This is a genomic window from Streptomyces sp. NPDC019224, from assembly GCF_040632605.1.
In the GTDB taxonomy this organism is placed as follows: Bacteria; Actinomycetota; Actinomycetes; order Streptomycetales; family Streptomycetaceae; genus Streptomyces.
Map to the genome: position 1 here is coordinate 80,786 of NZ_JBEYCF010000018.1, position 14,138 is coordinate 94,923.

At 69.1% G+C, this 14,138-nt stretch carries 12 protein-coding genes and 1 riboswitch; of the genes, 2 read left to right on the forward strand and 10 right to left on the reverse strand.

Annotation, left to right across the window (positions count from 1 at the left end):
- Window positions 1-184: 184 nt before the first annotated feature.
- The 10 genes from metG to gcvT form a co-directional block, all read right to left on the reverse strand.
- A complete protein-coding gene (gene metG / locus ABZ564_RS14570) occupies window positions 185-1,891 on the reverse strand; it encodes a methionine--tRNA ligase (RefSeq protein WP_360855076.1) in 1,707 nt (568 codons plus the stop codon).
- Between the two features lie 214 nt (window positions 1,892-2,105).
- Complete coding sequence (locus ABZ564_RS14575) at window positions 2,106-3,074, reverse strand: hypothetical protein (protein WP_360855079.1); 969 nt, start codon at window positions 3,072-3,074, stop codon at window positions 2,106-2,108.
- A gap of 546 nt (window positions 3,075-3,620) precedes the next feature.
- Window positions 3,621-5,825, reverse strand: coding sequence for a caspase family protein (locus tag ABZ564_RS14580; RefSeq protein WP_360855082.1), 2,205 nt, complete (start codon window positions 5,823-5,825; stop codon window positions 3,621-3,623).
- Window positions 5,825-6,232, reverse strand: coding sequence for a hypothetical protein (locus ABZ564_RS14585; RefSeq protein WP_360855211.1), 408 nt, complete (start codon window positions 6,230-6,232; stop codon window positions 5,825-5,827). Before ABZ564_RS14585 ends, ABZ564_RS14580 begins: the two co-directional genes overlap by 1 nt.
- Window positions 6,233-6,719: 487 nt before the next feature.
- Window positions 6,720-7,112, reverse strand: coding sequence for a PIN domain-containing protein (locus ABZ564_RS14590; RefSeq protein WP_360855085.1), 393 nt, complete (start codon window positions 7,110-7,112; stop codon window positions 6,720-6,722).
- On the reverse strand, window positions 7,109-7,381 hold the full coding sequence (locus tag ABZ564_RS14595; RefSeq protein ID WP_360855088.1) for a hypothetical protein: 273 nt from the start codon (window positions 7,379-7,381) through the stop codon (window positions 7,109-7,111). Before ABZ564_RS14595 ends, ABZ564_RS14590 begins: the two co-directional genes overlap by 4 nt.
- Window positions 7,382-7,623: 242 nt before the next feature.
- Entirely contained in the window at window positions 7,624-9,006 is a 1,383-nt protein-coding gene (locus tag ABZ564_RS14600) for an L-serine ammonia-lyase (protein ID WP_360855090.1), read from the reverse strand.
- A gap of 166 nt (window positions 9,007-9,172) precedes the next feature.
- Complete coding sequence (gene glyA / locus ABZ564_RS14605) at window positions 9,173-10,432, reverse strand: serine hydroxymethyltransferase (protein WP_360855093.1); 1,260 nt, start codon at window positions 10,430-10,432, stop codon at window positions 9,173-9,175.
- Window positions 10,433-10,452: 20 nt separating this feature from the next.
- A complete protein-coding gene (gcvH, locus tag ABZ564_RS14610) occupies window positions 10,453-10,830 on the reverse strand; it encodes a glycine cleavage system protein GcvH (protein WP_360855096.1) in 378 nt (125 codons plus the stop codon).
- Window positions 10,831-10,931: 101 nt separating this feature from the next.
- Entirely contained in the window at window positions 10,932-12,047 is a 1,116-nt protein-coding gene (gene gcvT, locus ABZ564_RS14615) for a glycine cleavage system aminomethyltransferase GcvT (protein WP_360855098.1), read from the reverse strand.
- 143 nt (window positions 12,048-12,190) lie between these two features.
- A riboswitch (glycine riboswitch) is annotated at window positions 12,191-12,284 on the reverse strand.
- 181 nt (window positions 12,285-12,465) lie between these two features.
- Here gcvT and ABZ564_RS14620 point away from each other — a divergent pair.
- Both ABZ564_RS14620 and ABZ564_RS14625 read left to right on the forward strand, forming a co-directional pair.
- On the forward strand, window positions 12,466-13,149 hold the full coding sequence (locus ABZ564_RS14620; protein WP_360855101.1) for an AAA family ATPase: 684 nt from the start codon (window positions 12,466-12,468) through the stop codon (window positions 13,147-13,149).
- A gap of 122 nt (window positions 13,150-13,271) precedes the next feature.
- Window positions 13,272-14,066 carry an enhanced serine sensitivity protein SseB gene (locus ABZ564_RS14625; RefSeq protein WP_360855104.1) on the forward strand — a complete coding sequence of 265 codons (795 nt, stop codon included), beginning with the start codon at window positions 13,272-13,274 and terminating at the stop codon, window positions 14,064-14,066.
- Window positions 14,067-14,138: the final 72 nt, after the last annotated feature.

A 14,138-nucleotide genomic window follows, 5' to 3' on the forward strand; every position in this document is an offset into this window, starting at 1 on the left:
CGGCTGCGGCCGGAGCCCGCCGCGAGACGTCCCGTCACGATGCCGCCGGCCCACGGACACGATCCGCGCCACCGGAAGTCTCGGTCAATGGTTCGAGCGTGTCCGGGTGTCGAAACGCGCGTCGCCCGGCCGGGGGTTCCCGACCGGGCGACGACGTACTACCGCTGGAACTGCTGGAGCGGCCCTACTGGGCGCCGAAGCGCGAGCGCCAGGCTTCCAGGTCCTCGTCGGTGATCTTGGCGAAGAGCACCGGCGGCACCGAGAACGCGGTCCCGGCCGGCACGGACGCCAGGGCGCGGGCCTCGTCGGCGCTCACCCACGTCGCCGTGTCGTCCGCCAGGGCGAACGCCTCGCGCATGGCCCGCGCGGACGAGGGGATGAACGGCTCCGAGACGACGGCGTACAGGTGGATCAGGTTCATCGCGGTGCGCAGGGTGAGCGCCGCACCCTCCTGGTCGGTCTTGATCTCCAGCCAGGGGGCCTTCTCCTCCAGGTAGGAGTTGCCCGCGCTCCACAGCGCCCGCAGGGCCTGGGCCGCCTTGCGGAACTGGAGCGTCTCCATGTGGCCCTCGTACTCCGCGAGCAGCCGCGCGATCTCCTCGCCCAGCTTCCGCTCGGCCTCCCCGGCCTCCTTGCCGGCCGGCACCTCGTCGCCGAACCGCTTGCGCGAGAAGGACAGCACCCGGTTCACGAAGTTGCCGAGGGTGTCGGCCAGATCCTTGTTCACCGAGGTGGCGAACAGCTCCCAGGTGAACGACGTGTCGTCCGACTCCGGGGCCTGCGCCATCAGGAAGTAGCGCCAGTAGTCCGCCGGCAGCAGTTCGAGGGCCGTGTCGGAGAAGATGCCGCGCTGCTGCGACGTGGAGAACTTCCCGCCGTAGTAGTTCAGCCAGTTGAACGCCTTGACCAGGTCCACGCGCTTGACCGGCTCACGGGTGCCGATCTCCATGGCCGGGAACATCACCGTGTGGAACGGGACGTTGTCCTTGGCCATGAACTGCGTGTACCGGACGTCGGAGGCCTCGTACCACCAGGACTTCCAGTCCCGGGTCTCCGGCTCCAGGTCCGCCCACTCCTTCGTCGCACCGAGGTACTCGATGGGGGCGTCGAACCAGACGTAGAAGACCTTGCCCTCCGCCGCCAGCTCCGGCCAGGTGTCGGCCGGGACCGGCACGCCCCACTCCAGGTCACGGGTGATCGCCCGGTCGTGCAGACCCTCGGTGAGCCACTTGCGGGCGATCGAGGACGCCAGGTGCGGCCACTCGTCGCTGGTCTCGTCGATCCACGCCTCGACCTCCCCGGCCAGCTTCGACTGGAGGAGGAAGAGGTGCTTGGTCTCCCGGACCTCCAGCTCGCTGCTGCCGCTGACGGCGGAGCGCGGCTCGATCAGGTCGGTCGGGTCGAGCACCCGGGTGCAGTTCTCGCACTGGTCGCCGCGCGCCTTGTCGTACCCGCAGTGCGGGCACGTGCCGACGATGTAGCGGTCCGGCAGGAAGCGGTCGTCGGCGATCGAGAAGACCTGGCGGATCGCCCGCTCCTCGATGAAGCCGTTCTCGTGCAGCTTGCGGGCGAAGTGCTGCGTGATCTCGCGGTTCTCGGCGGAGGAGCTGCGGCCGAAGTAGTCGAACGAGAGTCCGAAGCCGTCGTAGACCGCCTTCTGCGCGTCGTGCTGCTGCGCGCAGAAGTCCGCCACCGGCAGCCCGGCGGCCTTCGCGGCCAGCTCCGCCGGGGTGCCGTGCTCGTCGGTGGCGCAGATGTACAGCGCCTCCTCGCCGCGCTGGCGCAGGTACCGCGTGTACACGTCCGCCGGGAGCATCGACCCGACCAGGTTCCCCAGGTGCTTGATCCCGTTGATGTAGGGAAGCGCGCTGGTGATCAGGTGTCGAGTCATCGTCGGATGCTCCCAGTTTCTACTGCGATGGGCCATGTGCGGCCCGGCAATGGAGTCGAGGTCGGATTCCTGCCGGCGGGCACCGGTCGGACGCGGAGCGTGCCGGTGGCGCTGCTGCAGGCCGTATGCATCCTATCCAATCGGGGGGAGGGGCCCTTACCGCATTTCCTCCGGGCCCGCCCCCGGCTCGCGGGAGCCGCGTGCGGGAGAGCCCTCAGGCGCGCAGGACCACACCGTGGTGGACGCGCAGGCGGTGGATCTCCCACCAGGCCAAGGCCGACACGGACGCGGGCCCGCCGACCAGGGCGAGGAGCTGGACCGGCACCGGACCGGGCGGCGGGCCGCCCGCGATGAGGCCGATGATCATGAATTCCCACACCAGCACGCCGGTGAGCAGGGCGGGCAGGGCCGCGTGTACCTCCGAGGTGTTGAACGCGCTGCGGACGGCGGGCCCGGAGGCGAACGCCACGAACAGGAAGACCCAGAGCATGGGGACGTAAGCGGCGAACATGAGGGGGAGCACCAGGAAGGGGTTCATGTCGCCGGCAGAGGAGTCGCTCACCATCAGGACCCAGGTGCAGAGCAGCGCGAGCAGCGGAATCAGGCTGAACGCGCCGACGTACCACAGGGCGGACCGCCTGGCGGTGCGCAGGTGGGGTCGCATGGCCGCCCGCTGGGCCGGCGAGGCCCACCGGAAGACCAGCGCGATCACGGCGGGGGCGCTGAGGAGGAGCAGCCACGGAGTGGCCATCAGCCGTATCAGGTACTGCTCCTGGGCCTCGGCCATGTCGCCCGGCTTGCCGTACACGATCAGGATGAGGACCGAGCTGACCGCGGCGGTCCAGGCCCGTGCTCGTTGCACACGCATCACGTCGGGGTCGTTGATCCGGCGCCCGCGCACCGGGAAGACCATGCGCGCCCTGCGGCGGGCCGACCTGGCCAGCGGGTAGCCGGCCAGCAGGGGCAGCGTCATCGCCCAGGTGCACGGGAGAAGGACCAACGCCCAGACACAGCCGTGGACGCGCTGCCGCCCGCCCCTGAGCAGCTCACCGAGCGGCGGCCATTCGTCGCTGCGCAGCCGTTGCCACAGGGAAGCCGGGGGCGGGACGTACGGAGGCGGATACGGGCCACCGCCGGGTGGCCAGGGCGGCGGCTGGTACGGGTTGTATCCCCCGGTGCTCACGTTGCGGTCCTTCCCGGCGACGTCATTGCGGTGCCCACCCAGTCAACTGGCAGGAGAACGCGAGGATATGGGATTCCGTCAGGACGCCCGGCATACACCCTGGAATTGCCCGGCCCACGCCCCGGCCGGCCTGACAGGATCGCCGTATGCGCACTGTGTACGCCCTGTTCGTGGGCATCGACGACTACCCGAGAGCCCCCCTGAGCGGCTGCCTCAACGACGTGCGGGCTGCGGAGACTGGTTGCGAGCGCTGAAGGATGAAAACGTGCTGGTCAGGGCCTACGGTCTCAGCACTCGATGATGTTCACCGTGAGTCCGCCCCGCGCGGTCTCCTTGTACTTGACGCTCATGTCGGTCGCATTTGGTCGTGCTTCTGACCTGCCAATTTGGTGCCATAAGCACGCTTTGCGGCACGTCAGGGATTTTTCAGGGACTTCGTCTCGACGTTGTCGACAAGGATGTCCGATGGTCATCGAGTCACTATGCTCGTAGCGCCGATGCAGGTGTCTACGCTATTGCTGCGGAGGGCTCCAGCAGGCTTGGTTGCTACCTTGGGTGGCGGTAGATCGTCGGGAGTCGTGACGACTTCAGCAGCCGCTCAAGCGGCGGGACCCCGTCGTTGTAGATGGCTGGGCCCGATGTGCCGGGCATGAGTCGGCGTAGCGCACGCGTTGTGATGTCGGCGAGAGTTGCGCCAACCTCGCCGTCTATCGCGATATTCATCGTGCCGATGAGACGAATCTCGCGATCGTCCCACGCGTCAATGTGCTCCGTGAGGAAGTCCACAGCCACAGACTGACGACGAGCAAGAAGTAGCAGCTCGCATGCGTGCACGGCGTCGCGGAGGTCGAAGCGGAGGCAGGCTGTGAGCTTCGATGATCCAGGCCCCGGTTTCCAGCAGGTGATGAAGAGCTCGTCAGCGGCGTGGTTCTTGGCGGTGATGCTCACCTGCATGCCGCCGCGCTCGAGGATCGCTTCCGCTGCCCGCCGTTCGTGTTCGCCGTGAAGGGCGATTGACCACCAGGGAAGCGGCCCCCATGTGCCGTGTGCTGTTTCATGCTCAGGGAAGGGGGAGGAGATCTGGTGCCGCTGTAGCAGATGGTCGTGGAAGGTAAAGAGGCAGCCGTCTTGGAAGTGCTCGTCCCCGCTGCGCTCGCGTAGCAGGTCGTACTCGACGGCACTCATGCCCTCCACGGCCAGGCCGATGTGATCGACTTGTTCCTGGATGACCTTTGTGGCTCGCTCGAGCACCCCGCGGAACTCATCGTCGGGAGGTGCCTGATCGAGGAGCCGGCTGAGAGCGCGAAGCGCGGCCTGGCAACGGACGAGATCTTCGCCGAGTCCCACCAGGTGACCAGCCTTGAGGATGCTCCAGGGGCGAGTGGATTTCCATCGCTCCCAGGCCCGGTCGCCGCCGCCCCACTGTGTGAGCACCGTTGCTCCGACGTTGCCGACGCGGAAGTCTGGTTCGGCCTTCAGCCTCTCCCACAGATCGGGGTACGTCTCCAATGGGAAGGACGGCAGAGAGGAGTGCGCTGCAAGGACACGTGAGTCCGAGGTGTCCCAAAACTTGCTGAGTTCTTGTTCCACGCGCGTACGAGGCACCGTACGACCTCGCTGCGCAGCCCAGTACTCGATCAGCAGCATGTACGTGCTCTCCGGACTCCAGGGGAGCATGCCCAGGCCGTCGGCCACAACGGTGTTGGTCAGCCCGTCGTGCTCGAATCCGAACCGAACCCTGTCGATGACTTCGGTGAGCTCGTCAACATCGGGGCCGGACGCGGCGAAGACCGGACTGGAGGCCAGCATGTCCCTGATGTTCGTTGTGCTCTTGCCCCGGGCGAGTTGAACGGCGATTCGCGCGACCAGCAGGGAGCGGGTGAGCGCAGGCTCGCCGAAGTCGCTGCGTAGTCGGTCCTTGCCAAGCGCCGGGACATCCTTCAGGTGCCAAAGCAGTGCTTCTTGGATCTCGCGGAACCAATCCTCCCGCTGCGCTGCGAGCGTTGGCTTCTCGGTCGGCGGGACCCACCGGTTGCGGAACAGTGCGATGGTGTGGCCCTGGCCACCGGCCCGTTGCTGGGGTACCGGCATTCCCTGCGATTCCAGTCGGCGGCGGACATGCCGGTAGAGGGAGTTCATGTCGAGGAGGTTGGACGCCCCGGGGACGCCATCGTTGACGGCTCTCACGAGTTCGCCGGTGAACGAGGTAAGGGGCGCGCCCAGAGGAGCCTTGGCGGCTTGCGTCGCAGCTGAGGCAGTCATGACGTAGGTGCCTTCGATGGCGGTCTGGTCCGCGAACTCCCCAGGGTTGTCCATGTACCCCTCCAGCGCGGCCCCGCTGTAGCAACAGTCGAGGATCACAACGCTGCGGGACGCCATGCTGTCCAGCACTTCGGCCCGGAGGTAGTCGAAGGACACGGATTCGTACAGTTTCCTGCCTTGTTCAGAGTTCCTTAGAGCGAGATGCAGAGAGCCATCCGGCGACCGCATGCCGTGGCCGGCGAAGTACACAACCAGTGTGTCTGTCGCCTCACTTGCTGCTTGGTGCACGGCGTCCAACATGCCCTTGGCATCGATGGGATCAAGCAACGTCGCGCAGTGCATGGCAGGAAGGCCGCCGAAGTGCGGGGACCCGAACAGCTCGGCAAGCCTGCTGAGGTTGTTGCGTACTGCCGGCAAGTTCGGGAAGTGCTGGTACTCCGCAGCCCCGATCAACACCACACGGGTGCTGTCGGGGTCAGGCAGACCCATCATCGGTCTCCGGAGACCGACGGCGCCGTAGTCTCTCCCATGCCAACGGCTCCTGAAGCTCCGCCAGGAGGCGTGGATGACAGCAGATCTGCGACTCGGCGAAGTGTTTCCTCCGATGTATCGTGCACAGTCACGGTCATGCCGTCGCGGTCGAAGGTCACGGTTTCTGGCGGCGAGGGGCGGGCCGCTCGCCAGGCGACCACGATGTTCACCAGCAAGCTTGCGGCGGCCAGGCCATTGCTGACGAACATGTTGATGGTCTCGCCCGCGTCCATGCGGCCAGAAGCCTCAGAGGTTTGTGTCAGGTCGGCCTTCGCGTGACGCCGGAGTTCGCGATCCTGCCGGAGCCAGTAATAGAGATCGTGCGCCGCTGCGTCGTCACCCTCTGCATCGACCGTGATCTGCATCTCCACGACGTCTCCCCCTACGGTCCCTCGTGCCCGGCCCGCGACAAGGAGCGGACGCCGGTCCGTCGCTCCTGCCGCAGCTATCAACCAGGCAGCAGGATACGTTCTAATGGGCTTGGTTCTGCGTCGTGTTGGCCGGGGTGGTTGACCGGCGGGAACGGGCGAGCCGTGGACCCGTGAGTGAGGTGCTGCAGCTGGCCGCCGACTGGGTGGCCCAGGCGCCGCCAGGGCCGGGAGATGGCAGCCGTGGTTCTCGGTGCGTTTCGCAAGCGTGTGTTGTCTGGAGCGATGAGGAGCTGGCGCACCAGCTGCTCATGGAGGGCGCCCTCAGCCGTGACGCGTGCTTCTGGCACCCGTGCCACCGGTTCTGTGATGAGCGGCAGCGCGGTCGAGCCAGCGTCTGGTCGGCCGAGGAGGGCTACTGCCCGAGGCCTTCCGCGCAGCGCTCTGATTCGCACAAGAGGTGGGTCGAGTCGCGGCCTCGCGGTCAGACCTTGATGACGCGGATGCTGGGGCCGCAGAGCATCAGGAGGTCTTCGGGGTCCGATGTCAGGACGGTCGCTGGGGCTGGCGAGGTGAGTGCGGTGGCGGCCACGATGGCGTCGAGGGCGTACTTGTGGCCGTGCAGTCCGGCCGCGGCCAGGAGCTTGCTCGCATGGCGGGCGATGGCTTCGGTGGGCGGGATGATGTTCACGCGGGAGACTGCGTAGTCGAAGCGGGCCTGGTTGACCCTGGGGTCGCGTGCTTCGACGAGGGTGACGGAGCTGGTGACGATGCGGATGTCTTCGGCTTCGGCCGCGGCCAGCCACTCGGTGATCTCGGGCGTGCGGCGCACCAGTTTGGACAGGCCTTCGCAGTCCAGGACGAGCGTGCCGCTCACGCGGCGTCCGCCGAGCCCGCGGCGTCGCCGCGGAGAATGGCGCGTTTGGCGTAGACCGCCGCCTGATCGACCGGGCCGTGTTCGGTTTCCGCGTCTTCGATGAGCTCGCGCAGCCGGTCCCGTTCCAGTTGGCGCTGGATGAGGGTCTCGACGTAGGCGGACATGCCTCGTTTGCCCGTACGTGCTTTGAGGGCAGCGATGGTGCCTTCGTGGAGGGAGACCGATACGGGCCGGACGGGTCCTTCGCCGGGCGCCTGGGAGGTAGCCATGGGGCCGATTTTAACAAAACTCTTGTTATTGAAGGAGAGTGATTCTCCGAGCGGGTGTGTCGGAGGGACATCCGGGTGTCGCGAACTTCCAGGTCAAGCGCCCATCGGCGAGGGATCCGTCAGGGACTTTGCAGGGACTTTCACGTCTGTCTCAGGGAGACTCCAGGGAATTTCCGCCCCGTAAGCAGGGAAGGCCCTGACAGCGCTGAAAGAAGTAAACGCGCTGGTCAGGGCCTAGAACCTCAGCACTCGATGATGTTCACCGCCAGCCCGCCCCGGGCCGTCTCCTTGTACTTCACGCTCATGTCCGCGCCGGTCTCCTTCATGGTCTTGATGACCTTGTCGAGGGAGACCTTGTGGCTGCCGTCGCCGCGCAGCGCCATCTTCGCCGCGGTGACGGCCTTCACGGCGGCCATGCCGTTGCGCTCGATGCACGGGATCTGGACGAGGCCGCCGACCGGGTCGCAGGTCAGGCCCAGGTTGTGCTCCATGCCGATCTCGGCGGCGTTCTCCACCTGCTCGGGGGTGCCGCCCAGGACCTCGGCAAGGGCGCCCGCGGCCATGGAGCAGGCGGAGCCGACCTCGCCCTGGCAGCCGACCTCGGCGCCGGAGATGGAGGCGTTCTCCTTGAACAGCATGCCGATCGCGCCCGCCGCCAGCAGGAAGCGGACGATGCTGTCGTCCTTCTCCGCCTCGGTCGCGCCGCCCGCCGCGAAGTTCATGTAGTAGTGCAGGACGGCCGGGATGATGCCGGCCGCGCCGTTGGTCGGGGCGGTGACCACGCGGCCGCCCGCCGCGTTCTCCTCGTTGACCGCCATCGCGTAGAGGGTGATCCACTCCATGGCGTGCGCCTGCGGATCGCCCTCCGCGCGCAGCTGGCGGGCGGTCTTGGCGGCGCGGCGGTGGACCCTGAGGCCGCCGGGCAGGATGCCCTCGCGGGACATGCCGCGCGAGACGCACGCCTGCATGGCCCGCCAGATGTCCAGGAGCCCGGAGCGGATCTCCTCCTCGGTGCGCCAGGCGCGCTCGTTCTCCAGCATCAGCGAGGAGATCGACAGGCCGGTCTCGCGGGCCAGGCGCAGCAGCTCGTCGCCGGTGCGGAAGGGGTGCTTCAGGACCGTGTCGTCGAGCACGATCCGGTCCTCGCCCACGGCGTCCTCGTCCACGACGAAGCCGCCGCCGACCGAGTAGTACGTCTTCTCCAGGAGCAGGGCGCCCTCGTGGTCGTACGCGAGGACGGTCATGCCGTTGGCGTGGTACGGCAGCGCCTTGCGGCGGTGCAGGACCAGCTGCTCGTCGAAGTCGAACGCGATCTCGTGCATGCCGAGGAGATTGATCCGGCCGGTGGAGCGGATCGCCTCGACCCGGTCGTCCGCCGTTTCGACGTCGACCGTACGGGGGGACTCGCCCTCCAGGCCGAGCAGGACCGCCTTGGGGGTGCCGTGGCCGTGGCCGGTGGCGCCGAGGGAACCGTACAGCTCGGCGCGTATCGAGGCGGTGTGGGCGAGCAGGCCCTCGTTCTTCAGCCGGCGCGCGAACATACGGGCCGCGCGCATGGGGCCGACCGTATGGGAGCTGGACGGGCCGATGCCGATCGAGAACAGGTCGAAGACCGAGATGGCCACGGGGTGACTCCTAAGGGTTGGTAGACGCCGTTGTCTGCCGGGTGATGCGGTACGGGCGGGGCCGCCCGGAGAGCAAGAGACAAAGCGGAGGACAAGGGAGGGGGCACCGCGCTCACTGTTCAGTGTGCGCGGTGCCCCTCCCGGAGACGCAAATGCGCCGGTCCGGCTACTTCAGGCCGGGGTACAGCGGGAACTTCTCGGCCAGCTTCGAGACCCGGGCCTTCAGGTCGTCCGCGTCGTAGGACGGCTTGAGGGCCGAGGCGATGATCTCGGCGACCTCGGTGAAGTCCTCGGCGCCGAAGCCGCGGGTGGCCAGGGCCGGGGTGCCGATCCGGAGGCCGGAGGTGACCATCGGCGGGCGCGGGTCGTTGGGGATGGCGTTCCGGTTGACCGTGATGCCGAGCTCGTGGAGCCGGTCCTCGGCCTGCCGGCCGTCCAGCTCGGAGTTGCGCAGGTCCACCAGGACCAGGTGCACATCCGTGCCGCCGGACAGCACGGAGACGCCGGCCTCGGTGACGTCCGGCTGCACCAGGCGCTCGGCCAGGATGCGGGCGCCCTCCAGGGTGCGCTGCTGGCGCTCCTTGAACTCCTCGCCCGCCGCGACCTTGAACGAGACCGCCTTGGCCGCGATCACGTGCTCCAGCGGACCGCCCTGCTGACCCGGGAAGACCGCCGAGTTGATCTTCTTGGCGAGCTCCTGGGTGGAGAGGATCACACCGCCGCGCGGACCGCCGAGGGTCTTGTGCGTGGTGGTGGTGACGACGTGGGCGTGCGGCACCGGGTTGGGGTGCAGGCCCGCGGCGACCAGACCGGCGAAGTGCGCCATGTCGACCATCAGGTACGCGCCGACCTCGTCCGCGATGCGGCGGAAGGCGGCGAAGTCCAGCTGACGCGGGTACGCGGACCAGCCGGCGACGATCAGCTGCGGCTTGGACTCCTTGGCCAGGCGCTCGACCTCGGCCATGTCCACGACACCGGTGTCGTCCACGTGGTACGGGACCACGTTGTAGAGCTTGCCGGAGAAGTTGATCTTCATGCCGTGGGTCAGGTGACCGCCGTGCGCCAGGTTCAGGCCCATGATCGTGTCGCCCGGCTTCAGCAGCGCGAACATCGCGGCGGCGTTGGCCTGCGCACCGGAGTGCGGCTGGACGTTCGCGGCCTCGGCGCCGAAGAGCGCCTTGATCCGGTCGATGGCGATCTGCTCGACCACGTCGACGTGCTCGCAGCCGCCGTAGTAACGGCGGCCGGGGTAACCCTCGGCGTACTTGTTGGTCAGGACGGAGCCCTGCGCCTCCATGACGGCGACGGGAGCGAAGTTCTCGGAGGCGATCATTTCGAGCGTGGACTGCTGGCGCAGGAGCTCGGCGTCGACGGCGGCGGCGACGTCCGGGTCCAGCTCGTGGAGGGAGGAGTTGAGAAGCGACATCAGGTGGTCCCTTGGGGTCTTTAGTTGCCGGAGAACTCGGTGTACTCGTCGGCGGAGAGCAGGTCCTTCGGCTCCTCCGTGACGCGTACCTTGAACAGCCAGCCGCCTTCGAAAGGAGCGGAGTTCACCAGCGACGGGTCGTCGACGACGTCCTGGTTGAAGGCCGTGACCTCACCGGTCACCGGCGAGTACAGGTCGCTGACCGACTTGGTCGACTCCAGCTCGCCACAGGTCTCGCCCGCGGTCACCTGGTCGCCGACCTCGGGGAGCTGGGCGAAGACGACGTCACCGAGCGCGTTGGCCGCGTGCTCCGTGATGCCGACCGTGGACACGCCGTCCTCGACGGCCGACAGCCACTCGTGCTCCTTGCTGTACTGCAGCTGCTGGGGGTTGCTCATGACCTGAATTCTCCTGTACGCGGGGGAGTGCTGATGAACGGTGGTCTTACGGTGTGAGACGGGACCGCGTCACGTACGCGGTGCCCGCCGGTCCTACGGTTCTACTTCTGCCGCTTGTAGAACGGGAGCGCCACGACCTCGTACGGCTCGTGGCTGCCCCGGATGTCGACGCCGACGCCCGCGGTGCCCGGCTCGGCGTGCGCCGCGTCGACGTACGCCATGGCGATCGGCTTGCCCAGCGTCGGGGAGGGCGCGCCCGAGGTGACCTCGCCGATGACCTGGCCGTCCGCGACGACCGGGAACCCGGCGCGCGGCACCCGGCGGCCCTCGGCCACCAGGCCGACGAGCTTGCGGGGCGGGGCGGTCTCGGCGCGCTCGGCGGCGGCCTGGAGGGCCTTGCGGCCGACGAAGTCGCCCTCCTTCTCGAACTTCACGACCCGGCCGAGCCCGGCGTCGAACGGGGTCAGCGAGGTGGTCAGCTCGTGCCCGTACAGCGGCATGCCCGCCTCCAGGCGCAGCGTGTCACGGCAGGAGAGCCCGCACGGGATCAGGCCGTGCGGGGCGCCCGCCTCGGTGAGCGCCTTCCACAGCCGCTCGGCGTGGCCGGGCGCGACGAACAGCTCGAAGCCGTCCTCGCCGGTGTAGCCGGTACGGGCGATCAGCGCGGGCACCCCCGCGACCGTGCCGGGCAGCCCGGCGTAGTACTTCAGGCCGTCCAGGTCGGCGTCGGTCACGGCCGCGAGGATCGCCGGGGACTCGGGGCCCTGGACGGCGAGCAGCGCGTAGGCGTCGCGGTCGTCGCGCACCTCGGCGTCGAAGCCGGCGGCGCGCTCGGTGAGCGTGTCGAGGACGAGCTGGGCGTTGCCTGCGTTGGCGACGACCATGTACTCCGTCTCCTGGAGGCGGTAGACGATCAGGTCGTCCAGGATGCCGCCGTCCTCGGCGCAGATCATCGTGTAGCGGGCGCGGCCCGTCGAGACGGTGCCGATGTTGCCGACCAGCGCGTAGTTCAGCAGGTCCACGGCCTGGACGCCGGTGACGGTGATCTCACCCATGTGGGAGAGGTCGAAGAGGCCGGCCTTCGTGCGGACGGCGTTGTGCTCCTCGCGCTCGCTGGCGTAACGCAGCGGCATGTCCCAGCCCGCGAAGTCGGTCATCGTGGCGCCCAGCGAGCGGTGCAACGCGTCGAGGGCGGTGAGACGGGGGGTGGTGCTCATGGACGGGGCTCCCAGGGCATGACGGTGACGAGGACGATCCCTCCCCATCTGTCATCGGAACCTGAGAGGTTCGCCGAAAGCCCCCGGGGGGTCCGGCTTGCACCTTGGGTGGAGCCGCGAAGCGGCTCGCTTTTCAGATCTGCCTCATCCACGCGGTACGGGGCCTGAGAGATTCAAGGGAGGATCTTGCTCCTTCGGCGCCCGGCACGGGGGCCGGAACTCTCCCGCGCGGATTCAAGCGGCCTTTATGCAGTTGGCGGGGTCATCATCGCACGCATTCCGGGTGAGCGGGGCGCCGGGACCGCTCCCGGTCCGTACGGGATTCCGGCGGGTCGGACGGTTGTGTCGCATTACCTTTTCTTTACACTTCCGGGGTAGGTATGACAGCACGCGTCGGCCGTACGGCCAGGGGGAGGCGATGACGTTGCACTACGCGACGACCGCGGGGCCCGCACACGGCGCGCTGCCCGCGCAGCCGGGCTCGCCGCCCCGGCGGGCGGTGGGTGCCGGCCCGCCCCTCGTCCGGGACCTGCGCGGCCGGGCCGGGCGCGGTCCGCGCGTCCTGTGGTTCGCCGCCGGGGACATCGTGGTGGTCTCCGGACTGCCCGGGAGCGGCAAGTCGACCCTGCTCGCCCGCGCCGCCCCGGCGCACGCCGTCGACTCCCAGGACACCCGGGACCGCTGGGCCCGCCGGATGCCCCGTTTACTCCCCTACACCCTCTACCGGCCGCTCGTCCGCCTCGCTCATTACTGGGGGCTGTGGCGGGTGCTGCGCTCGGGCGCATCCGTGGTGGTCCACGACTGCGGCACCCAGAGCTGGGTCCGCGCCCGGCTCGCCCGCCAGGCCCGCAGACGCGGCCGGAGCCTGCACCTGGTCCTGCTCGACGTCTCCGCCCGCACCGCGCGCGAGGGCCAGCGCGAACGGGGCCGGGGCGTCTCCGCGTACGCCTTCGCCCGGCACCGCAGGGCCGTGGGCAAGCTGCTGCGGGACACCGAGGCGGGCCTGCTGCCGCGCGGCTGCGCCTCGGCGGTGCTGCTGGACCGCGAGGCGGCCGGTTCCCTCGCGCGGATCACGTTCGCAGACGCACAGACCGACGGCTGAGCGCGGCCCGTCCGAAGGGCGGACAGCGGCCGCGGGCCCGGGACAAGGCGCCCCCGAGGGGGCGCGACGGCCGGAACAGGCCTTAACCTCTTGCTGCACGGCAACGGGGCGAGAGGGAAGCAGTGGACATTCCGGCACAGGCCGGGAGCCGGCCGCAGGGCGGCTGGCCGGCCAACGAACTCGAAGAGGTACTGGGCGCCTCGCTCGGCGTCCCGGAGGCGGGCGGCCGCCTGCTGGAGGTGCTCGGCCGCAGCCACGTCTGGGTGCCCCTGCCGAACGGCGGCGGGCCCGACGCCCGGGACCTCGACCTGCCCACGCTGGAGATCGAGGGCGCCGCGTACGTCCCCGTCTTCAGCTCCGAGCACCAGTTCCTCACCTGCGTCGGCACCCACATGTCCTTCACGGTCGCCCCCGCACGCGAGTTCGCCCGCGGCCTGCCCCCGCAGCTCGGCATCGCCGTCAACCCGGGCGGCGCCGTCGGCATGCCGCTTCCCCCGCCCGCCGTCGCCGAGCTGTGCCGGGCCGGGCGCACCCCCCTCGACGGCCCGGCCACCGGGGGCCGGGTCCGGCTGTACGAGCCGGACTGGAAGGAGGAGCCCGTCGACTTCCTGGCCGCCGCGGCCGGCGAGTTCGAGGAGAGCGGCGTCGTCCTCACCGCCCGCAGGGCCCTGGCCAGCATCGAGGGCGGCGACCCCGTCCTCTTCGTCGGCGTCGAGTTCTCCACCTGGGAGGGCGCCGGGCAGAGCGCCCCCATGAACGCCCTGGGCCGGGCGCTCGGCCGCGTCGAGGTCCCCTGGCCGGTCAACCTGGTGCTGCTCGACGTGGCGCAGGACCCGGTCGCCGACTGGATGCGCGAGCGGGTGCGGCCCTTCTACACCCGCGCCGGCGGGCCGGGGGCCGACGCCTTCCCGGCATGACGGGCCGGCCGTGGCGTCGAGCCAGTGACAGCACGGCCGCATAAGCTGGTTTGATGGCTGAAGGCCGATGTC

What these genes read in the sequence shown, in the direction of transcription:
- metG (WP_360855076.1), bottom strand. Translation starts at nt 1,891, where the DNA reads ATGACTCGACACCTGATCACCAGCGCGCTTCCCTACATCAACGGGATC.
- ABZ564_RS14580 (WP_360855082.1), bottom strand. Translation starts at nt 5,825, where the DNA reads ATGGGTCTGCCTGACCCCGACAGCACCCGTGTGGTGTTGATCGGGGCT.
- ABZ564_RS14585 (WP_360855211.1), bottom strand. Translation starts at nt 6,232, where the DNA reads ATGCAGATCACGGTCGATGCAGAGGGTGACGACGCAGCGGCGCACGAT.
- ABZ564_RS14595 (WP_360855088.1), bottom strand. Translation starts at nt 7,381, where the DNA reads ATGGCTACCTCCCAGGCGCCCGGCGAAGGACCCGTCCGGCCCGTATCG.
- glyA (WP_360855093.1), bottom strand. Translation starts at nt 10,432, where the DNA reads ATGTCGCTTCTCAACTCCTCCCTCCACGAGCTGGACCCGGACGTCGCC.
- gcvH (WP_360855096.1), bottom strand. Translation starts at nt 10,830, where the DNA reads ATGAGCAACCCCCAGCAGCTGCAGTACAGCAAGGAGCACGAGTGGCTG.
- gcvT (WP_360855098.1), bottom strand. Translation starts at nt 12,047, where the DNA reads ATGAGCACCACCCCCCGTCTCACCGCCCTCGACGCGTTGCACCGCTCG.
- ABZ564_RS14620 (WP_360855101.1), top strand. Translation starts at nt 12,466, where the DNA reads ATGACGTTGCACTACGCGACGACCGCGGGGCCCGCACACGGCGCGCTG.